Annotated in this window: 17 protein-coding genes; 1 reads left to right on the top strand and 16 read right to left on the bottom strand. The window is 44.9% G+C overall.

Annotated elements, in window-relative coordinates; all coding sequences use genetic code 11:
• Nucleotides 1-42 precede the first annotated feature (42 nt).
• From GN277_RS02935 to GN277_RS02900, 8 genes are all read right to left on the bottom strand, one after another.
• Nucleotides 43-1,437 (bottom strand): penicillin-binding transpeptidase domain-containing protein, encoded by a 1,395-nt coding sequence (locus GN277_RS02935; protein ID WP_159749693.1) that lies wholly within the window; start codon nt 1,435-1,437, stop codon nt 43-45.
• A gap of 54 nt (nt 1,438-1,491) precedes the next feature.
• Nucleotides 1,492-3,192: an O-antigen ligase family protein gene (locus GN277_RS02930; RefSeq protein ID WP_159749691.1), complete on the bottom strand. Its 1,701-nt coding sequence runs from the start codon at nt 3,190-3,192 to the stop codon at nt 1,492-1,494.
• Between the two features lie 82 nt (nt 3,193-3,274).
• Nucleotides 3,275-5,008: a leucine-rich repeat domain-containing protein gene (locus GN277_RS02925; RefSeq protein ID WP_159749689.1), complete on the bottom strand. Its 1,734-nt coding sequence runs from the start codon at nt 5,006-5,008 to the stop codon at nt 3,275-3,277.
• Between the two features lie 144 nt (nt 5,009-5,152).
• A complete protein-coding gene (locus GN277_RS02920; protein ID WP_159749687.1) occupies nt 5,153-6,634 on the bottom strand; it encodes a leucine-rich repeat domain-containing protein in 1,482 nt (493 codons plus the stop codon).
• Between the two features lie 155 nt (nt 6,635-6,789).
• Nucleotides 6,790-7,695, bottom strand: a complete 906-nt coding sequence (locus tag GN277_RS02915; RefSeq protein WP_244324568.1) for an N-acetylmuramoyl-L-alanine amidase family protein — start codon at nt 7,693-7,695, stop codon at nt 6,790-6,792.
• A 134-nt stretch (nt 7,696-7,829) separates the two neighbouring features.
• Nucleotides 7,830-9,122 (bottom strand): UDP-N-acetylglucosamine 1-carboxyvinyltransferase, encoded by a 1,293-nt coding sequence (locus tag GN277_RS02910; protein ID WP_159749685.1) that lies wholly within the window; start codon nt 9,120-9,122, stop codon nt 7,830-7,832.
• A 204-nt stretch (nt 9,123-9,326) separates the two neighbouring features.
• Nucleotides 9,327-9,830 carry a shikimate kinase gene (locus tag GN277_RS02905; RefSeq protein WP_159749683.1) on the bottom strand — a complete coding sequence of 168 codons (504 nt, stop codon included), beginning with the start codon at nt 9,828-9,830 and terminating at the stop codon, nt 9,327-9,329.
• Nucleotides 9,831-9,941: 111 nt separating this feature from the next.
• Nucleotides 9,942-10,298 (bottom strand): hypothetical protein, encoded by a 357-nt coding sequence (locus GN277_RS02900; protein ID WP_159749681.1) that lies wholly within the window; start codon nt 10,296-10,298, stop codon nt 9,942-9,944.
• A gap of 327 nt (nt 10,299-10,625) precedes the next feature.
• On the opposite strand from GN277_RS02900, the gene GN277_RS02895 reads away from it, so the two are divergent.
• Complete coding sequence (locus GN277_RS02895) at nt 10,626-11,507, top strand: 3-isopropylmalate dehydrogenase (RefSeq protein WP_159749679.1); 882 nt, start codon at nt 10,626-10,628, stop codon at nt 11,505-11,507.
• Nucleotides 11,508-11,745: 238 nt separating this feature from the next.
• Here GN277_RS02895 and GN277_RS02890 read toward each other — a convergent pair whose 3' ends face one another.
• The 8 genes from GN277_RS02890 to GN277_RS02855 all read right to left on the bottom strand — a co-directional run bounded on the left by GN277_RS02890 (nt 11,746) and on the right by GN277_RS02855 (nt 20,174).
• Nucleotides 11,746-12,405 carry a V-type ATP synthase subunit D gene (locus tag GN277_RS02890; RefSeq protein ID WP_159749677.1) on the bottom strand — a complete coding sequence of 220 codons (660 nt, stop codon included), beginning with the start codon at nt 12,403-12,405 and terminating at the stop codon, nt 11,746-11,748.
• 150 nt (nt 12,406-12,555) lie between these two features.
• Nucleotides 12,556-13,929: a V-type ATP synthase subunit B gene (locus GN277_RS02885; protein WP_159749675.1), complete on the bottom strand. Its 1,374-nt coding sequence runs from the start codon at nt 13,927-13,929 to the stop codon at nt 12,556-12,558.
• A gap of 2 nt (nt 13,930-13,931) precedes the next feature.
• Entirely contained in the window at nt 13,932-15,701 is a 1,770-nt protein-coding gene (locus tag GN277_RS02880) for a V-type ATP synthase subunit A (RefSeq protein ID WP_159749673.1), read from the bottom strand.
• 25 nt (nt 15,702-15,726) lie between these two features.
• The gene (locus tag GN277_RS02875; RefSeq protein WP_159749671.1) at nt 15,727-16,047 is read right to left on the bottom strand and encodes a V-type ATP synthase subunit F; all 321 of its coding nucleotides are present in this window, start codon (nt 16,045-16,047) and stop codon (nt 15,727-15,729) included.
• Complete coding sequence (locus tag GN277_RS02870; RefSeq protein WP_159749669.1) at nt 16,040-17,008, bottom strand: V0D/AC39 family V-type ATPase subunit; 969 nt, start codon at nt 17,006-17,008, stop codon at nt 16,040-16,042. Before GN277_RS02870 ends, GN277_RS02875 begins: the two co-directional genes overlap by 8 nt.
• 9 nt (nt 17,009-17,017) lie before the next feature.
• Nucleotides 17,018-17,611: a V-type ATP synthase subunit E gene (locus GN277_RS02865; protein ID WP_159749667.1), complete on the bottom strand. Its 594-nt coding sequence runs from the start codon at nt 17,609-17,611 to the stop codon at nt 17,018-17,020.
• Between the two features lie 59 nt (nt 17,612-17,670).
• Nucleotides 17,671-18,156, bottom strand: a complete 486-nt coding sequence (locus GN277_RS02860; RefSeq protein WP_159749665.1) for a V-type ATP synthase subunit K — start codon at nt 18,154-18,156, stop codon at nt 17,671-17,673.
• Nucleotides 18,153-20,174, bottom strand: a complete 2,022-nt coding sequence (locus GN277_RS02855; protein WP_159749663.1) for a V-type ATP synthase subunit I — start codon at nt 20,172-20,174, stop codon at nt 18,153-18,155. The genes GN277_RS02860 and GN277_RS02855 overlap by 4 nt, the downstream gene beginning before the upstream one ends.
• Between the last annotated feature and the right edge of the window lie 42 nt (nt 20,175-20,216).

The following is a 20,216-nucleotide window of genomic DNA, read 5'->3' as shown; positions in this document are numbered from 1 at the left end:
GATACATTTCGTATTATCGTATTTATTATACGTTATTAAACATCATCTTGCAATATTACATTCACATTTATTCAAATTATTATTCTTTCTATAATATCCCTGTTTTTGTTCTTTACAATATTCATTTGCCAAAAGTCCTGTTTTCAGACAATAGCCCCCTTTCTCCACATTTTCCGACGCCGGATACGCAGCCTCCTTATCATGCTTCAGATTCTCCATAATCTTTCGGAATACTGACGCCGACTCGTTTCCTGCCATCCCGCCCCGAAACTCATACCATACGGCACAGACATATTCCGGCGTCATGCCGATAAACCAATTATCCTTAAAATCATCACTGGTTCCTGTTTTCCCGCATATATCCAGCCCTTCCACTGCTGCAGATCTTCCTGTTCCGCCTTCCTCAACAACTGTTTTCAACATTCGATTCATAATATAAGCTGTGTCCGCCCCAAACACCTGCCTTGCTTCTGATTCTTCGTGATAATAACTTTCACCTGCGCCTGTCTCCATGTCCGTAACCGTATGTATTTTCGTGTAAAGACCTCCGTTGGCGAATGTCTGATATGCCCCCATCATTTCCTGCATGGTAACTCCTTCCTCCAGGTATCCCAATGCAAGATTGGAAAGTACGCTGTCCTCCCCCTTCTCAAGAATCCTTTTCTGTTCTTCCTCTGTACCGATTTCAAACTCATTTTGAAGAAACTTACAAGACTTTTCCACACCATAATCCTTCAATACCTTGACGGCAATTGCATTATTCGATTTCTGCAATGCTTCCTGAACCGTCCACAGGGTATTGGAATATGGATACGAATTTACCGGCCAGTCCGTTTTCTCTTTGTCCTCGCCTGTAATCTGATAATAGGCATTATCCAGATACAGAGACGACCAACAGATTTTATGGTCCTCTATTGCCGGTCCATAAACGCTAACGGGTTTTATGGTAGAACCTGCATAGGTAGGATACATAACGTAATTGCGAAACGGCTCCGCCATGGATTGGCTGTAACATGCCAATAAATGCCCATTTGTATCACTGACAGCAGCGGCCTTTTCCATTGCCTGCCCGCCAAATACCGAATCCTTATCTTCCTTACATGCCTGCAATAATCCTTCCGCCGTATCTGTCCGAAAAGATGTCCGAATACGCATTTCTTCTTCTGCCAGCTTCCCATATGCCTCGGACAGTTCCACATCTTCCCGTTCCTTCATGATTGCAGCCGCTTCTCTGTATGCAAGATCAGCATAAGCTTCATATCCTTCCTTGCAGTCATAATGAACCGCTTGATCTTGATATATAATTTCTGCGATTATGGTTCCCTCCTCGTCAAGAACTTGACATTTCTTCTCTTTACTCAGCGAGCGTCCAACCGCCGCAAGAATTCCACAGGCCAGAACCACTCCTGTTATGCCTGCCATTCGTTTTATGTTCATTTTCCTTTTTTCCACCTGTCTTTCTCACGCGTCTTCATTTTCTTTTCTCCATCCTTACTCATTCTCAATGCGGCTTCTCATCTCCTCAATCCTTTCTAAGTCCTTCTGGGACAATGCAGCCTTTGGCCTGTCCTTAATCCTCCATCCCAGACTGCTGGTTCTTTCTCCTACTTCCTCTAGCATCTTAGGAATCTTCTCCGCCTGCTCTACACAGAATTCTGCGCTTTCCATATCATCTGCCTGGAGATAAAGCTTCGTACAATATACCAGTGAATCCAGATAATCTGTATACTCCTCATATTGATAGGGCGCCATTTGAATTGCAATAAGCTTATACTTGATAAAGGCTTCCACATCCCCTTCTGAAAACGCAGCCCGCGCCTTTGCGCTGTATGCGACAGACACATGGCGGTTGACTTCCAGAATGGAATCTGCAAGTTCAGCCATTTCCTCTGCACTTCCGGATTCCTTCAACAGCTCAATCTTCGCCATGGTATTTCCATCATATGACTGAACGGCTTTTTGGGGATTGCCTTTTATATAGAAGTAATCTGACAAGCCGACAGACGCGAATGCCCAGACAGCTCCAAGCAGCGCCGCTACTGCCGTCGCCTTTGATAAGACGGATATCCGAACCTTCTGAACATTTCTAAGTTCTAAGAAAAGTAACAGCACAAAATACATGACTATAAACTGAAAATCATAGTCAAACAGACTGTGCAGCAGAATAAGCAGCAAGATCAGCCGATTTCTCTCGGAAATCGTTTTGGACAGTACAGAGCGCAGGATGGCTCCATACATCAAGAATGCAGGCGCTATTCCAATGTCCAGTATGAGCTGTATTAATTCGTTATGAACGTTCACCACGGAATAAACGCCTGTCTGCCATTCCTGCTGAACAAAATAGTAGCCATAATACCCCATTCCCAAAGGATATTTTACAATCATTTTCAGCGCGTCTCTGGCATACAAAAGTCTTCCCCAAAAGGTACTGGAATTCTCTGCCATGGAAACAAATCTTGAAAATACGCCTGCTCCATACCCGCAAAGCGCCAAAATTACCGCCAGCGCAATGATTAGTCCTAAACCAATTATTCCGTATTTTAAAAGCTCCCTTCTTGATCCCAATATCAGAAGGATGGCAAATACCGCCAAAACTAAAACTGTACGGCTGCCGCTCAGATAAATTCCCGCTAAAGCGGCAAATATATGAACAGCACACATCCAATCTATCTTTTTCAAATCAAGCATATAAACCGCCGTAACCATACAGACTAACATAAATATTGCATAGGTATTCGGATATTGGAAAAACCCCGCCAGCCTTCCTGCAACAGACACATACATTTGGAATACAGTAAACTGCATCATTACAAAAGAAAACAATGTCATAAGGCTTCCCAATAGGGGAAGCAGGCGAATCAGCTTTTCTCTGCTCTCCAACGACTGACATATGAGGAAGAAAAATAAAAAAACCGGCAGAAATTTGATACCGCCTGTGAGCGCCATCCATGAATCAACTGCCCAAAGGCTGGTCAGGAAGTATCCTGCCGCCAAACTCGCCACAGCCGCCAGATTTATGTCATAGGCAATAAAAAATGAGCCAGATTTTTCCAATATATAAACAATGACTGACATCAACATGACTGACATTAAAATGGATACACAACAAAAATAACCGCCGCCTCCCACACCTGCCAGAATCAGCGTTGAAGCCAGAAAATAGTATAAAAGGTTCTGTTTGTCTTTTGCCATATCAACCTTCCTTTCTTAAATAAAATCTGCCGCTGTCAGACATTCTCCAACAGCGACAGCTCAAATGGCATATCCTATTCAATTAAGCAGAACGTTTTTTTCTAATGACTGCCGCGCTAGCGCCTAAAGAACACATTGCCGCTAATACCCACATCAAAAGGGATGTCTCGTCGCCCGTCTTTGGAGACGAACCTTTCGTAAGACTGGACGCGCCTGACGTATTTCCAGCGCCAGATGTTCCCGCTGCGCCGGTTGTTCCTGCTGCCCCGCCGTTTCCCTCTCCGGGCGCAAGTACAGTCAATTCCGTATCAATCGAACCGTATGTATAATTTAGTGTGACAGTATGTTTTCCAACGGAAAGGGTATCCAAGTACTTTGTTGCGAATGTTAAGATTGTAGACCCTTCGCGTAATGTATAATTACTCTGATCTACTTCCACGCCATCCATATAGACATTTACAAAATCCTTCAATTCTCCGGTACATTTGATAGTCACACCGCCGGAACTGCCAATTACGTAAGTAAAGTCGGTTGCTTCCGGTACAATTTTAAGGGGTGTGGTTTTTTCTGACACCCACACAAGACCTGTTCCCATTGAGCGCATAATCTCGTTTGTCCAGGTTTTGTTCCCTTCCGGACAATATGCGGATGCTCTTACATTATGGAAAGGATCTCCTTTGTAGCTGTCTTTTATAATCTCAGGCGCATTCCCTTCAAAAGTAACCTTATTAAGACCTTTACACTCTGCAAATGCACTGTGACCGATACTCTTTACACTTTTAGGAAGGGTTATTTCCGCCAAACTTGTGCAGTCTGCAAATGCTCTATATTCAATCTTTGTTACGCTATTGGGAATATCCACACTTGTGAGTTCAAAGCACTTATGAAATACATATAGACCTATACTTGTCACTCCGCTTGGTATAGCAATCTTTTTTAAACTCATACAACCACTAAATGCATAGTCTTCTATCTCTGTTACTCCGTTCGGTATAACAATCTCTTTTAAACTCACACAACTATTAAATGCACTTTCTCCTATCTTTGTCACACGATCGGGAATATCCACTCTTGTAAGTCCGTTACATGCGAAAAACAGAGATGACCCTATCTCTGTTACCCCACTCGGTATAACAATCTCTTTTAAACTCATACACTCTTGAAACGCGCTGTCTCCTATCTTTGTCACGCTATTAGGAATATCCACTCTTATAAGTCCTAAGCACCCGTAAAATGCACCATCCCCTATCTCTGTCACTCCGCTTGGTATAGCAATCTCTTTTAAACTCACACAACTACTAAATGCGCTGTCTCCTATCTTTGTCACGCTATCGGAAATATCCACGCTTGTAAGTCCTTCGCAATCGTAAAATATAAAGGCCCCTATCTCTGTTACTCCTTCTCCAACAATGACCTTTCTTATATCTTTATTATTCCATCCAACGTTAGTTATTGCTCCATTCCCTGAAATGGTCAGCACTCCATCCGTCAATTCCCATGTTATTCCATTATCAAGCGTCCCTGAAATCGTTCCCGAATCTGCCGGTTTCTCACCCTCTTTAAGCGTCTTCTCAACTGTATCCGTTTCTTCTGAAACAGCCTCACTATTCTCTGTGTTGTCATCCTCAATCCCCTCTACTTCAACACCAGGTAACACGGACTTTACAGAATCTGCTACTACATCGCCCTCTCCCCCTGACACATTCTCTAAAACATCTGACGAAGTATCTTCTTCCCCCTCAGCCGCCCATGCCAATGTACTGCCCGAAAGTACAAGCGTCATTGCTAAAAATGCGGCCGCCAATCTCCTTTTCATTCGTGACACACTCCTTTTTTATATCCATTTTAGTTTTTATTAACGTTTTTATTATACGTTATATCGTATTGATTTGCAACAATAAAATCTGCCGCTGTCAGACCTTCTCCAACAGCGACAGCTCAAATGGCATATCCTATTCCATTAAATAGAACGTTTTCTTCTAAGGACTGCCGCGCCTATGCCCAAAGAACACATTGCCGCTAATACCCACAGCAAAAAGGAGGCCTCATCGCCTGTCTTCGGAGACGAACCCTTCGTAAGATTGGATGCGCCGATTGTATTTCCAGTGCTAGATGTTCCTACTGCGCCGGTTGTTCCTGCTGTCCCGCTGTTTCCGTCTCCGGACGCAAGCACAGTCAATTCCGTATCAATCGAACCGTATGTATAATTTAGTGTAACAGTATGTTTTCCAACGGAAAGGGTATCCAGGTATTTTGTTGCGAAGGTTAAGATTGTAGAACCTTCACGTAATGTATAATTACTCTTATCTACTTCCACACCATCCATATATACGTTTACAAAATCCTTCAATTCTCCGGTACATTTGATAGTCACGCCGCCGGAACTGCCAATTACGTAAGTAAAGTCGGTTGCTTCCGGTACAATTTTAAGGGGTGTGGTTTTCTCTGACACCCACACAAGACCTGTTCCCATTGAACGCATAATCTCGTTTGTCCAGGTTTTGTTCCCTTCCGGACGATATGCGGATGCTCTTACATTATGGAAAGGTGCTTCTTTTACAAGGGGATCATACGTAAAATAAGGCGCATCCCCCTCAAAGGTAACCTTATCAAGACCCTTACACTCCGCAAATACACCGTGACCTAATTCATTTACACTTTTGGGAATCGTTATTTCCGACAGGCTTTTACATTTTTTAAATGCTCCATATTCAATCGCTCCCACGCCATCGGGAATATCCACACTTGTAAGTGCTTCGCAGGAGCAGAATGAATATGCGCTTATGCGTTTTACTTGCCTTGGAATAGAAATTTCTGTTAAACTTGTACAATTCTCAAACGCATAGGGACCTATCTCTGTTATACCCTCTGGCAATGAAATCTCTGTCATTCCTGAACATCCAAAAAAAGCATGCTCCCCTATCTCTGTTATACCCTCTGGCAATGAAATCTCTGTCATTCCTGAACATCCCGTAAACGCATAGGGGCCTATCTCTGTTACTCCTTCTCCAACAATGATCTTCATTATATCTTTATTATACCATCCTTCTCCATAACCCCAGCTTATTGCCCCATCACCAGAAATGGTCAGCACTCCATCCTTCAACGCCCATGTTCCCCCACTGTTAAGCGTTCCTGAAACCGTCTCTGAATCTACCGCTTTCTCTCCCTCATTAATCGTATTCTCATCTGTGTCTGCTTCTTCTGTAACACCCTCACCATTTTGTGTCTTTTTACTCTCAGTAGCTGCGGCAGGTACAGTACCCTTCTGCGTTGTTTCTACCGGCACAATAGGTTCCGGCAGTACATTGTCGTCTCCTCTGGATACATTATCTAATGTATCCGCCGCAGCATTTTCTTCCCCCTCAACCGCCCATGCCATTGTACTGCCCGAAAATACGAACGCCATTGCTAAAAATGCGGCTGCTAATCTCCTTTTCATTCGTGACACACTCCTTTTTTAATCTCACATTTAGTTTTTATTAACGTTTTTATTATACGTTATATCGTATTCATTTGCAATAAATAATTTAAAACATAAAAGACAGCTACCACCAAAAACTGTGACAACTGCCTTTATCCTTCATCATATATTTATCACCACATCAAATACTGCTCAATCCCATCCGCAATCCCCGACACAAGCTTAACCTGATACTCCTCCGACGCCATCAACTGATCCTCCTGAGGATTCGTCATATACCCCATCTCCAGAATCGTGGTCGGAATCTGCGCCCAGTTAATCCCACTCATGGTATCTGTCTCCCACACACGCTCATAGCGCGCCCCTGTGGCCGCAACCGTACAATTTAACACACAGTCCGCTAAGGCCCTGCTCTGGGCGTAAATTCCCCCGTTATACGGATTTCCTGACGTCTGACAGATAGTCATCATCCCATTTGCGCTTCCGTCCTCTGCCCCGTTGGCATGAATACGGACAAATGCATCCGCCCCTGCATTATTGGCTATCTGCGCCCGTTCTGCATTGGAGATATCCACCTCATTCGTCTCACGAATCATCAGAACTTCATATCCCCTTTTTATAAGCTCATCACGCAATTTCAACGAAACCTGTAAAGTCAGCTCATACTCAGGAAGCCCTGTTGCAACACCGCTGGTTCCTCCTGCAACCTTAGGCTTGGTCTCTGCCGCACCTGGACCGATTGGTTCTTGCCCGCTGTTCCCCCGAATCTGGTGTCCCGCATCAATGGCAATCAGATATCCGTTTTTATCCTTTTCCTGTTCTTCTTCGGCTGCCTCGCCTTCGGAAGTTATTTCCCCCTCCAACTGCCCTTCCGCCTCGTCCTTTTCCCCCAACACATCGCCCTCGCCGTTCTGTGCCTCCTCCTTATCTCCGTCTTCCCAAGCCACTTCTTCCTCCTGCTTTGCTTCCTTTTGAACTTCTTTCTTATCCTCAACAGACTTGACCACATTCTCTTTACCACAGCCCATGCATAAAGCTGTGGCCGCCAATATCCATATTACAGACTTAACAAGCTTCATTTCTCCACTCCTTTTCCCCAAATCTTCAAACTCACTAACCGCTTATCACATCCTTTATTTTATCTTTCTTTATATCAGAAAGCAATCAAAAAACGATACACCTCTCTCAAAATGTATCGTTTTCTTCTCTGTCTCTATCCTATTTTTAATCGAAATTTCTGAGCCTCTTTCTCTGAGCCAACCTTCTCAATAATCGCTCCAATTCCCCGAAGCTTCTCATCAAATCTCTCATATCCCCTCTGGATATACACAATATCATCTACAATCGTAATCCCATCTGTTGCAAGACCGGCAATACAAAGAGCCGCGCCCGCCCGAAGATCTGGTGCACTCACTCTGGCTCCGGAGAAGCGCTTAATCCCTTCAATCGTTGCAGAGTTACCCTCTACTTTAATACACGCTCCCATTCTTGCCAGCTCATCCAAATATTTAAAACGATTCTCAAAAATACTCTCTGTAATCGTACTTGTCCCTCTGCACAGAGCCAAAGTAACTCCGATCTGAGGCTGCATATCCGTCGGAAATCCTGGATATGGAAGTGTTTTAACATGTGTACTGGTCAGATCTCCCTTGGAAACCACACGTACTGCGTCGTCAAACTCCTCCACCTCGCACCCAATCTCCAGAAGCTTCGCAATCGTCGCCTCCAGATGCTTCGGAATCACATTCAAGACTGTGACGTCCCCTCTGGTCGCCGCCGCCGCAAACATAAATGTCCCTGCTTCAATCTGATCCGGAATTACAGAATATTCTGTACGATGCAAATGCTGAACGCCCCGTATTTTAATCACATCTGTTCCCGCGCCTCGAATATTAGCCCCCATACTGTTCAGGAAGTTCGCAACGTCAACTACATGGGGCTCCTTCGCCACATTCTCCATAATCGTTAGACCTTCCGCCATGGTCGCCGCCATCATGACATTGATTGTGGCACCGACACTGACTACGTCAAAATAAATATGTTTTCCCACCAGGCGGTCTGCTTCCGCAATAATCTTCCCGTGCTCAATCTCTACATCCGCACCCAGAGCGCGAAAGCCCTTGAGATGCTGGTCAATCGGTCTGCTTCCGATATTGCATCCACCCGGAAGGGCCACCTCCGCATGTTTATACTTACCAAGGAGTGCGCCCAGCAGGTAATATGACGCACGTATCTTCTTAATATAATCGTACTCTATGTCAACACTGTTAATATTCTTCCCGTTGATCTTCACCGTATGACGGTCAACCCTGCGGACACTCGCACCGATTCCTGTAATTGCATCCAATAATACATTGATATCATTCACATCCGGAAGATTATCAACTAACACCGTATCATCTGTCATAATTGACGCGGCAAGAATCGCAAGTGCGGCATTCTTTGCTCCCCCAATCTCCACTTCTCCTACAAGGGGATGGCCTCCTTTTATGATATATTGTTCCATGTGCTGCACCTCAATGTCTAAAATTTATTACTCTCATCTTTCATCTATACTTTATTATCCGTATTCTTACATATATTAAACTCGGAAAACTCTGGTTTTTCTCTCTGATTTATCCTTAAGTACATATAGCCTGCGTGCTTATTATACCACAGATTTCGGATTTGTAAAATATTTTTTAATAAACATGTAACTTATTCGTAATATTTATAACGAAATGGCTACAGAGCCAAGAACAGAATCCACCGTATCCTCCAGAGACTGCCCGTCTTCACAGATGGTAATATCTGCATATTTTTCAAATAGCCGGACTCTCTCGTCATAAAGAGCTCGCAGAGTCTGATTCGGCTTTAACACAACGCCTCTGTTTTTGGCATCGCTTAATCTCTTATTTATTGTTTCAAAGGAAGCCTGTAAATATACTACTTTCCCAATCTCTTTGTAATGTTTCATGGCATTTTCACAATAGACCACGCTTCCTCCCGGCGAGATTACCGTCCTTCTCGCGGCTATCTTCGCGTTCACACGGTCCTCCACATCCAGAAACCCCTCAATGCCTCTTTCTTTAATGATATCTTTTAATAATTTGCCTTCTTCCTCTTGTATTAACAGGTCTGTATCTATAAAATCATATCCCAGTTGTTTTGCTACAATAACCCCTACTGTACTTTTTCCAACCGCAGGCATGCCAATGAATATAAGATTATCCATCCGCCGTCCTCCCTTTTCTAATGTATCTTCATATACACGGTCAATATTCTAACATATCTTCTTCATTTCGTCCACCCCTTGTATATTTTCAGCAAATGCCCAGAAGATAATTTAGTAAAATCTTCTCCTACAATTTCTATACTCGCATCTTCTCTGGCACAGCTCATGGTAAGTCATTACCTGAATCAACTCCATCAGCCAGTCTCCTGTCTCTCCTTCTTCTTCTGCCATACGGTCATAGATTCTCCTGCACATCATCCGAAGTTGAAGCTGATCTGGATATTCATCATACATCATGCTACCATCATATTCCATACGGTCACATTCTTCCTCCACGTATGGAAGCAGACGTTTTGCGGCATTGGGGTAAATGCTTTTCATGTAGTCTAAGTCCCTTCTCATAACTCTTTCATCATCATACAGTAACGGCATTGGATGTGTCATATAAAAAGGTAATCGATTGTCCATGGAATCTCCACTCCTAAGATAAGTATATATTCTATCATATGCGTAAAATGGAGATATGTGCTATTTTAAGCCTCTACTAGCTTTTATAACTACATTTTGTCAATTCTTGTCGAAGGAAAAAGATTGATTTTAAATGGTTCTTTTTGTATAGTTAATTTAATATCTTTGCCTGTTTCGTCAGGCATACCTTTTAGAAATCCAGAAATATATCTAAGTATAGATTATCCTTGGATAATTCCTTATGTGTCAATTTTCTGACATTTTACCTGTTTTTTATTGCAACAATAATGTCTCTTATATTATACTGAAAGGAGGAACAGACAGTCTATGAATACGCAGGATGGGAGCTTACAGTGGCACCCTGCATTTAGCGCCGTACTGCACATTGAATTTGAGGATGAACTGGAGCACCTTCACTTTCATGATGAATTTCCCCTTGGAAAACAACCTATGCGAATGGACATTCTCATCATTAAAAAGAAGCCTGATATACAGCTCCGAAAAAATATCGGACAGATCTTCCGAACCTATAACATCATAGAATATAAACCTCCCGGTGTTTCTTTGAGCATCAATCATTTTTATAAGGCTTATGGATATGCCTGCTTCTTTCAGTCCGATACAGAAAGGGAGTATGAGATTAATCCAGATGAAATAACCATTACATACGTATGCTATCATTATCCGAGAAAATTGTTAAAACATCTGACAACAGCCAAGGATATAATCATCACAAAGAAAGAATCTGGTATCTATTATTTAGAAGGAACATTTTTCAAAATGCAATTATTGGTTACAAGCAGATTATCCCCCGAACAAAACTACTGGCTGTCACATCTCCGGAATAATCTGAAACCCAAGGGAGAAGTCCGAGATTTATTAGAACATTATGAGATAAAGAGGAGCTCTCCTTATTATCAAGCAGTCGTCACTCTAATCCTACGTGCAAATGAACATCTATTAAAGGAGGATCAAACTATGCTGCCAGTTTTAGAAGAAATATTTGCCGACGAATTAAAGCGTTTGGAGGAACGTGGCAAAATCGCCGGTGAAAAAAAGGGTATAATTATTGGTGAAAAGAAAGGTCTTGACCAGGGAATCGAACTTACCAAAACAGTGCTGAAACTATCCCAGAATGGCATTTCTCCCGCCGAAATCGTAAGCAAATACAATATTACAGAAGATATCGTCAGAAAGGTCTTAAGCTAATCGCCCCTTGAAGAACAAAGTATACCCAAGGGCACACCGTAATTCATGCCCTTTGGGCTGGTGGACTTCGTCCATTAATGTATACCCAAGGGCACACCGTAAAGCATACCCTTCGGGTGGGTGGACTTCGTCCAGCAAGGTATGATAAAATAATAAAAGTACAAAAGATACAGTATTAATCACGTTATAAATAGAACAGAAAATGCCCCGATCCCATACAGGACCAGAGCATTTCAGACTATTCTTTCTCACTATAATGATGCGCTTCCTCCAGCATCATATCTTTCACTTTCATCAGACGAATCTGTGAGCTTCTCTCATTCTCATCCAACTTCATTGTGATATACTTGATTGTTGCCTGAGCATCCGGAATTGTTACGTGCTCTAACGCATTTACACGGCGTCTGGTCTTCTCAATCTCAGCCGCCATAAGCTGACACGCTTTCTCTGTCTCCGCAAGTTTCAGCATATCCGGCAGGATATCTGCCAGAGATTTTACGGCACCATCCAAATCACTGGATGTAAATGCGAAACCATAAGAATAAATATCGTTCGCATCCGCAGTCCTTGTCTTTGTCTCAAAGACAGGAATATTAACGCTCATGACGTTTTTCTGTCCCACCTCAAGATTGACTTCCTGCTTCGGTGTCATAAGTGCTGTATTCAGTGTCGCCTCGTCCATACCGGCTTTGGCAATGACAAAGTTCTTATTCGCAGAGAGGATTCCGGCTTCTACTTTCTGGCGAAGCGCCATGTTCTCCTTAACCAGATCCAGGAATTGACGCATCAGCTCATCACGTTTATCCTTCAGGAGTTTGTGGCCCCTTCTGGCTGTGACGAGCTTCCTCTTGGTCTTCGTCAACTCCATACGGGTAGGAGTTATCTGTTTAGATGCCATTTATATGCCTCCTTATATTTGCAGCTAAAAGCCTTTGCAGCTCGATTTTGCTTCGCTTCTTCTCGCTGCGGGCCTTGCCCTATGCATCTGCATAAAAACAGCCATTTGTATGCAAGCATACATGTATGTTTTTACACAGATGCGCATGGCTTACTGCTTACCATAATACTCATCTAAGAACTTGTCGTCGATACGTTTCAGCTCTGCCCTTGGCAGCATGGACAAAAGCTTCCAGCCAATCGTCAGAGTTTCTTCAATAGACCTGTCATTGGTATATCCCTGAGATACATACTCTTTCTCAAACGCTTCAGCGAATTCCGCATACTTAAGGTCAATCTCCGTCAGAGCCGCTTCACCAAGGATGGTCATAAGCTCTTTCGCATCCTTACCACGAGAGTAAGCTGCAAACAACTGGTTCATAGTATTGGCATGGTCTGCCCTTGTCTTGCCCTCGCCGATACCTTTATCTTTCAGACGTGAAAGTGAAGGCAGTACGTCGATTGGCGGCTGTAAGCCCTTACGATACAGCTCACGGCTTAAGATTACCTGTCCCTCTGTGATGTAGCCTGTAAGGTCAGGAATTGGATGTGTCTTATCATCCTCCGGCATGGTCAGAATCGGAATCATGGTGATACTACCGTTCTTTCCTCTCTGACGTCCGGCTCTCTCATACATGGTTGCAAGGTCGGTGTACATATATCCAGGATATCCACGACGGCCAGGCACCTCTTTCTTAGCAGCGGAAATCTCACGGAGAGCGTCCGCATAGTTTGTAATATCAGTCAGGATAACCAGTACATGCATATCCTTCTCGAAAGCAAGGTACTCTGCTGCGGTCAGCGCCATACGAGGAGTAGAGATACGCTCTACCGCCGGGTCATTCGCCAGATTGATGAACAGAACAGTTCTGTCAATAGCGCCTGTCTCCTTAAAGGACTCGATAAAGTAGTTGGACTCCTCGAAGGTAATACCCATGGCAGCGAATACAACGGCGAAATTCTCGTCTGTTCCGCGAACCTTCGCCTGTCTTGCAATCTGAGCCGCAAGCTGTGAGTGCGGCAGACCTGAACAGGAGAAAATAGGCAGCTTCTGTCCACGTACCAAAGTATTCAGTCCATCAATAGCAGAAACACCTGTCTGGATAAACTCCTCAGGGTATACACGAGCCGCCGGATTCATAGGCAGACCGTTAATATCCCGTCTCTCCTCAGGCAAAATCTCCGGTCCGTCGTCAATCGGACGTCCAAGTCCGTCGAATACACGCCCAAGCATATCGCCAGATACGCCCAACTCCATGCTTCGTCCAAGGAAACGTACTTTACTGTTACTTAAGTTGATACCAGCAGCATTCTCATAGAGCTGTACGACAACTTCACTTCCATCTACTTCCAGTACCTTACAACGACGCTTCTCGCCGCTGGCAAGCTCAATCTCTCCAAGCTCGTCGAATGCGACGCCTTCTACGCCCTTTACCATCATAAGCGGTCCGGCAACTTCCTGTATGGTTCTATACTCTTTTGGCATAATTAGAAGTCCTCCTTCCCAAACGCACCTGCAACCTCTGCGCTTAATTCATTCATAATCTTCTCGTATTCTGCCTCGATATTCTCTGCCGTCGTATATTTATAACGGCCGATACGCTCTCTAACGTCCATTCCAAGGAGAACCTTCATGGATGCGCCTTTTGAAAGAGCCTCTGTCGCCTGCTCGTAGAATGCAAGAACCAGCTTCATCATCAGATACTGCTTCCTAAGAGGTGTATAGGTATCTACCTCATGGAAAGAGTTCTGATGCAGGAAGTCCTCACGGATAGAGCGGGCAGCTTCCATCTTCAGACGATCTCCAGGTGACAGCGCGTCCATACCTACCATCTGTACGATTTCTTCCAATGCCGCTTCTTCTGTCAGAAGGCTCATCATCTTCTGGCGTCCTTCCATCCAATCCTCAGATACCGTTCCGTTGAACCATCCCTGCATATTATCCAAATACAGAGAGTAGCTGGTCAGCCAGTTGATTGCTGGGAAATGTCTCTTGTACGCCAGTGCAGCATCCAGACCCCAGAAGACCTTAACGATACGAAGGGTTGCCTGGGATACAGGCTCAGAGGTATCACCACCCGGAGGGGATACGGCGCCGATTACAGACAGCGCGCCTTCTCTTGCATCTTTACCAAGGGATACTACACGTCCGGCTCTCTCGTAGAACTCAGCAAGACGTGAACCAAGGTATGCAGGATAACCTTCCTCACCAGGCATCTCCTCCAGACGTCCGGACATCTCACGGAGAGCCTCTGCCCAACGTGACGTGGAGTCAGCCATTAACGCTACGGAATATCCCATGTCACGGAAATACTCTGCAATCGTGATACCTGTATAGATAGATGCCTCACGAGCTGCGAAAGGCATATCGGATGTATTTGCAATCAGAACAGTTCTCTCCATCAGGGAACGGCCCGTCTTCGGGTCTTTCAGCTCAGGGAACTCGTTCAAAACGTCCGTCATCTCATTTCCACGCTCGCCGCAGCCAATATATACTACGATGTCAGCCTCAGCCCACTTCGCAAGCTGATGCTGGATAACTGTCTTACCACTTCCGAATGGCCCCGGAACGGCTGCAACACCACCCTTTGCGATTGGGAAGAACATATCTACAACTCTCTGTCCAGTAACCAATGGTGCATCCAGAGGAAGCTTCTTTACATAGGGACGTCCTTTACGAACCGGCCATCTCTGCATCATGGTAAGCTCTTTGTCGCCATCCTTTGTGGCAACTACAGCTACAACCTCCTCGACTGTGAATTCTCCGGACTTAATCTCTTTTACCTTACCGGTTACTCCGTAGGGAACCATAATCTTCTGCTCTACTACCTGAGTCTCCTGTACTGTACCCAGTACGTCACCGGCTTCCACTTCGTCTCCGACTTTTGCCACCGGAACAAATGCCCATTTTTTATCTCTTTTCAGGGAAGCAACCTCAACACCACGCTGAAGGTTATTTCCTGAAATCTTCATAATATCATCAAGAGGACGCTGAATTCCGTCATAAATACTTGTGATAAGGCCAGGTCCCAGTTCAACGGACATAGGCGCGCCCGTAGATTCTACCGGCTCGCCAGGTCCAAGACCTGATGTCTCCTCGTATACCTGGATGGATGCCTCATCTCCATGCATCTCGATGATCTCTCCAATCAGACGCCGCTCGCTGACACGTACAACGTCAGACATGTTCGCATCACGCATACCGGATGCGATGACAAGCGGTCCTGCTACTTTTTTAATCGTACCTGTACTACTCATTGGAACGAATCACCTCTTTCTTAGTTTACTGTTGTGAAAATACGATATCCGAGCCAACGGCAATCTCCACCGACTTCTTGACTCCTGCCACTCCAGCGCCGGTATTGCCTGCAATACCTGGAATCTGGATAATCGCCGGAGTAATCTGCTCCTGATATCTTGAAATCTCATGTTTCAGCTCTGCAGCCCATTTCTCCGTAATATAGATCACTCCATATTTACCGGAGGCAAGCCGTGAAAGCTTCTCTGCCGCTTCTTCACGGGTACTTACTGGGAATGTGTCAAGACCCAGCGTCGCGAAGCCATAGATACTATCATAGTCGCCCAATACTGCAATCCTATACATACATCTCCCTTACCCTTTCTCGGATTGAATCATCAGGCAAATCATTTAATTTGCCGGAAAGTATGATTCGTACCGTTTTAATCTCATTCTGTCTTGCAATTACATATGCCACCACTGGCCCTATGGTAAATGCATTATATTTCTGCGGACTGATTGTCTGGATAATGCGGTTGTCGCACCAACGCTCAAATGCTGACGGAGAATCGGCAAGGGCCTCTGCCCCTTCCGCATAAGCGGTTCCGTTCAGATACTCCCTGATCGCATCCTGACCGCTAAGCGCCGCCTTGGATAACTGATCCACGCTGATACTGCTGCATTCAGCCATCGCCCGTTTCATGAATTCTATTGATTTCGCGGTTTTCTGTGAACGAACGGCAATCTTGATGTTGGCAACTGCTACCGTGGACTCCGCATAATCGCGGATAATCGGCGCTTTTGCTGCTTTTCCGGCCGCATAGACCGCATCAAGCGCTGCCTTATCGATGATCACATCGCACAACTGCCCATCCCTGGTGTGAAGAAGCGCCTCGTACGCTTCTTCCGCCGCATGCTGCATACTAGCAGGAAGCTTCCCGAAGTTCTTTTCCTCGATGATCTCTACCATCTCTTTTCCGGAAATCTCTACATCATCATAGAAGATATGGCGTCCATTTTCACTGGTGCACACTTCCTTGATTGCGGCTTTCAGGTTATGGAAAAGCTTTGGATAAGAAAGGACTGCAAAATTTTCCATATCAATGGACAACTCCTTTACAACCTCCCAGATCTTTTCCTCTTCCCTTGTCAGTATCGCCTCCGCATTTCCCGATGTCTCGCTGTCACCCCATCCGCGTTCCTCCAAAAACTGAAGACACTGCCCGTAGTCCTGGCACGCAATCAACTGGTCTATAACAGCATTCGAGAACAGAGACACCTCTAAAGCACGTATGCGCGCAACCGCGTAGGTATATTGTTCACTCATCAGCGCCTCCTACGAAAATAACATGCGATGAACCTTATCTGACAATTCATCTCTCTTTGCATCAAATATTGCCCTCAATGTGCAGTTTTCTTCAACACCGCCATATACAAGGACGAAACCATTCTCAATATTCTTTCCATTTCTGGATACCTTGAGACTGCCGCCGTTTGCCACTGCCTTCTCCTGGGCATCCTGCTCAAATCCTGTCGGCATCCTCTTAAGATCAGCCGCCCCAAAGAAGATCTCTCCCTCCTGAGGCAATGCATACTTGCCCACCAGCTTAAGGATCAGCTCGAAATATTCCTTATCGTCCAGGTTGGTAACCGTCTCATACGCCTTATCAAGAACCGTGGCGATCAGCTCCTGCTTTGCTCCAAGAATCTTCGTTCTGTGCTGCAGGTCAATAGAAGATACAACACGTTCCTTATAATTAGCCACTTCTGCTGCTGATTTCTGGGAGATGCTGCTTCGTCTCTGCTCTGCCTCGGCCTTCGCTGTACTTAGAATATCTTCTGCCTCGGCATTAGCCTTCGCTGTCTTTGCGTCAGCGGATGCCCTCGCTTCATTCAGGATCTGACTTTTCATCTTATCTAATCCAGCCATAGCTTTAAGCTCTCCTTTTCTTATTTCATTTCTGTAATTCTATCTTCCTATTATAATAATTAAATCTGTACTGCATTTACAGCCAGGATAGAGATCAGAAGTGCAAGGATCGCGTATGTCTCAACCATCGCCGGAAACAGCATAGCTTTACCGAACTGATCTGGTTTCTTAGCTACGATACCGATAGATGCAGCGGATGTCATTCCCTGATACTTACCTGAAATCAGACCTACGATACCGATTGGCATACAAGCTGCAAGAATCAGAAGTCCCGTCTCAGGAGATAATGCAGCAGCGCCGCCGCCAAGAAGTCCTACCTTAGACAATGTAATGAATCCAACCAGCAGACCATAGATACCCTGTGTACCTGGAAGAAGCTGCATAATCAGAACCTTTGCGAATTTGCTTGGGTCCTCTGTTACAACTCCTGCCGCTGCCTGACCTGCGACACCTACTCCGATTGCTGAGCCTGCTCCTGCGAGAAATACTGCTACTGCTGCGCCAAGTAACGCATAAACAAGTCCTAAATTACTCCAAATACTCATGATAAAGTTTCCTCCTTAATATCTACATATTTTGTATCTGATTTGAATGGTTCAAATGGTTTTCCGCCGCCTTCATAGAATTTACCGAAGAACTCTACGAACTGCAGACGGTTCGTGTGTACATACGCACCAAGCAGGTTGATTGCCAGGTTCAGCACGTGTCCCACAATAAATACTGCTATAAACCCGATCACACCTACGATTCCTTTACCAAACATACTTCCCATCTGGTTTACTACGGATGCGATAACTCCCGTAGCAAGCCCAAGCGCCAGCAGACGTGAGTAAGAAAGCACGTCGCTTAGCCATCCTGTAATATTATAAATATCATATGCGCCAAGAGCGATCCGAAGCGCCGGATTCTTACTCTCACGTCCGGACATCAATAGAAGTCCTACTGCACCGCCGATTGCCAATACTTTGGCCAGCATATTCAAAAACGGCGGGAATACGATCTTCGCCTGTGCAATGGATGCAAAGATATCTGATGGAATCAGCAGTAAGAGCAGTCCAATCAAAAACGCAAACCACAGCACAACGTCGCAGAAGAAATCCAATACCTTGCCGTCCTTAAGCTCCATATATCCCTTAATCCCAAGTCCCACAAACAGGTGGACAACTCCGAATGCCAAAGAATATACAAGAAGACGCATCGGGTCATTCAACGGAATAAACCACAGCGCCGGCACTGTAACCGTCTTGCCAAAGAATACTCCTGACACGATATCTACAACGTTTCCAAAGTACCCGCCGAATAAGATACCCCATACCAGTGTAGATACACCACAGTACATAAACATCTTCATCGACTTTCTAAGCCCCGCCTCCATACGCGGGAACTTTTTCAACACCACAAAACATGCAATCGCTATGATTGCACCGTATGCGGCATCTGATAACATCATACCAAAGAAGAACACATAGAAGAACGACATAATCGTCGTTGGGTCAAATTCTCCCTTATGAGGCAATCCATATGAGCCAAGCACGCCTTCCACGCTTGATGAAAATCCATTGTTCTCAAGGATTACCGGCGGCTCCTCATCCTCCTTCAGTTCTTCCACATCGATCACACAGTCAAAAGACTCTCCTATTGCTTTCTGTACTGCCGGCACAGCCTTCACTGCCGCATATCCGCTAATCACGAATGTCCTCTGTGACTGAGGAAGCGTTCCAAGGACTTCGTACTTGTCTGCCCTCATGCGGAAATAATCTCCGATGATCTTTAAGTCTTCCCTTGCGGTCGAATAGCCCTTGATTTCTTCTTCAAGCTTTGTAATCTCATTATTCAGTTCGTTAATCTTTGCCTCCAGATTCCCTTTCTTTACAGAAGGAACCTTACCTGTCACTTGCGAAGGTCTGGCAAAACCTCCGGACCTTAAGGCATCTTCTACCTTTGTATCTTCTTCCCTAAGACAAAAAACGGTCAGATAGGCCGCGTCCTTATCGCTGTTGATGATCTTTACATCAATAGCTTCTACCTGAGGCTCCCGCTCTGCAACCAATCCATACACAGACTCAAGCGTTGTCTCTCCAGGCATTGTCCCTAACAGCATGGATACTTTGTCCGTGCCCTTAAAATTCATCGGCACATCCAATGCAAGCCATGGACGAAGCGACTCAATCTGATTCTCCAGTTTAAGAATATTTGCCTTGTTTTCAGCTATCTCCTTGTTCAAAGACACCAGCCTGTTTGCCTTTGAGATTAGTTCACCCTTACCGTCAGCGATTTCGTTGAACTTTCTCTTATCAACCAGCTTCTTGCCCTCTAAACTTGCCAGCATAGAGCGTTTCTCCGGCGCATATGCTTCAAGTACTGCTAAAGCCTGTTCGGAAACCTGAGCCTGCTTCTCGAAGCTTTGTCTAGCGCCTAAGGTGTCCATCTTCTCGAAGCCGTCTTCATCTTCAGCAACCTGGTTCATCTCAATCACACCCATGGACTGGATCTTCTCTAAGATAGCCTTACGGTCTTTTTTCAGCGCGCAGATACTAATTCTTTGCATCTGCAATACAGCCATAGCCACATCCCTCCTTTACAGTAATTCTCTTGTGTGTCTGAT

This window comes from Sporofaciens musculi (assembly GCF_009830285.1).
In the GTDB taxonomy this organism is placed as follows: domain Bacteria; phylum Bacillota; class Clostridia; order Lachnospirales; family Lachnospiraceae; genus Sporofaciens; species Sporofaciens musculi.
The sequence above is the reverse complement of the archived record's forward strand: the minus strand, read 5'-3'. Positions and strand labels throughout refer to the sequence as shown.

Excerpts from the sequence above, each read along its gene's own strand:
- GN277_RS02935 (WP_159749693.1), bottom strand. The coding sequence starts at position 1,437 with ATGAACATAAAACGAATGGCAGGCATAACAGGAGTGGTTCTGGCCTGT.
- GN277_RS02930 (WP_159749691.1), bottom strand. The coding sequence starts at position 3,192 with ATGGCAAAAGACAAACAGAACCTTTTATACTATTTTCTGGCTTCAACG.
- GN277_RS02925 (WP_159749689.1), bottom strand. The coding sequence starts at position 5,008 with ATGAAAAGGAGATTGGCGGCCGCATTTTTAGCAATGACGCTTGTACTT.
- GN277_RS02920 (WP_159749687.1), bottom strand. The coding sequence starts at position 6,634 with ATGAAAAGGAGATTAGCAGCCGCATTTTTAGCAATGGCGTTCGTATTT.
- GN277_RS02915 (WP_244324568.1), bottom strand. The coding sequence starts at position 7,695 with ATGAAGCTTGTTAAGTCTGTAATATGGATATTGGCGGCCACAGCTTTA.
- GN277_RS02910 (WP_159749685.1), bottom strand. The coding sequence starts at position 9,122 with ATGGAACAATATATCATAAAAGGAGGCCATCCCCTTGTAGGAGAAGTG.
- GN277_RS02905 (WP_159749683.1), bottom strand. The coding sequence starts at position 9,830 with ATGGATAATCTTATATTCATTGGCATGCCTGCGGTTGGAAAAAGTACA.
- GN277_RS02900 (WP_159749681.1), bottom strand. The coding sequence starts at position 10,298 with ATGGACAATCGATTACCTTTTTATATGACACATCCAATGCCGTTACTG.
- GN277_RS02895 (WP_159749679.1), top strand. The coding sequence starts at position 10,626 with ATGAATACGCAGGATGGGAGCTTACAGTGGCACCCTGCATTTAGCGCC.
- GN277_RS02890 (WP_159749677.1), bottom strand. The coding sequence starts at position 12,405 with ATGGCATCTAAACAGATAACTCCTACCCGTATGGAGTTGACGAAGACC.
- GN277_RS02885 (WP_159749675.1), bottom strand. The coding sequence starts at position 13,929 with ATGCCAAAAGAGTATAGAACCATACAGGAAGTTGCCGGACCGCTTATG.
- GN277_RS02880 (WP_159749673.1), bottom strand. The coding sequence starts at position 15,701 with ATGAGTAGTACAGGTACGATTAAAAAAGTAGCAGGACCGCTTGTCATC.
- GN277_RS02875 (WP_159749671.1), bottom strand. The coding sequence starts at position 16,047 with ATGTATAGGATTGCAGTATTGGGCGACTATGATAGTATCTATGGCTTC.
- GN277_RS02870 (WP_159749669.1), bottom strand. The coding sequence starts at position 17,008 with ATGAGTGAACAATATACCTACGCGGTTGCGCGCATACGTGCTTTAGAG.
- GN277_RS02865 (WP_159749667.1), bottom strand. The coding sequence starts at position 17,611 with ATGGCTGGATTAGATAAGATGAAAAGTCAGATCCTGAATGAAGCGAGG.
- GN277_RS02860 (WP_159749665.1), bottom strand. The coding sequence starts at position 18,156 with ATGAGTATTTGGAGTAATTTAGGACTTGTTTATGCGTTACTTGGCGCA.
- GN277_RS02855 (WP_159749663.1), bottom strand. The coding sequence starts at position 20,174 with ATGGCTGTATTGCAGATGCAAAGAATTAGTATCTGCGCGCTGAAAAAA.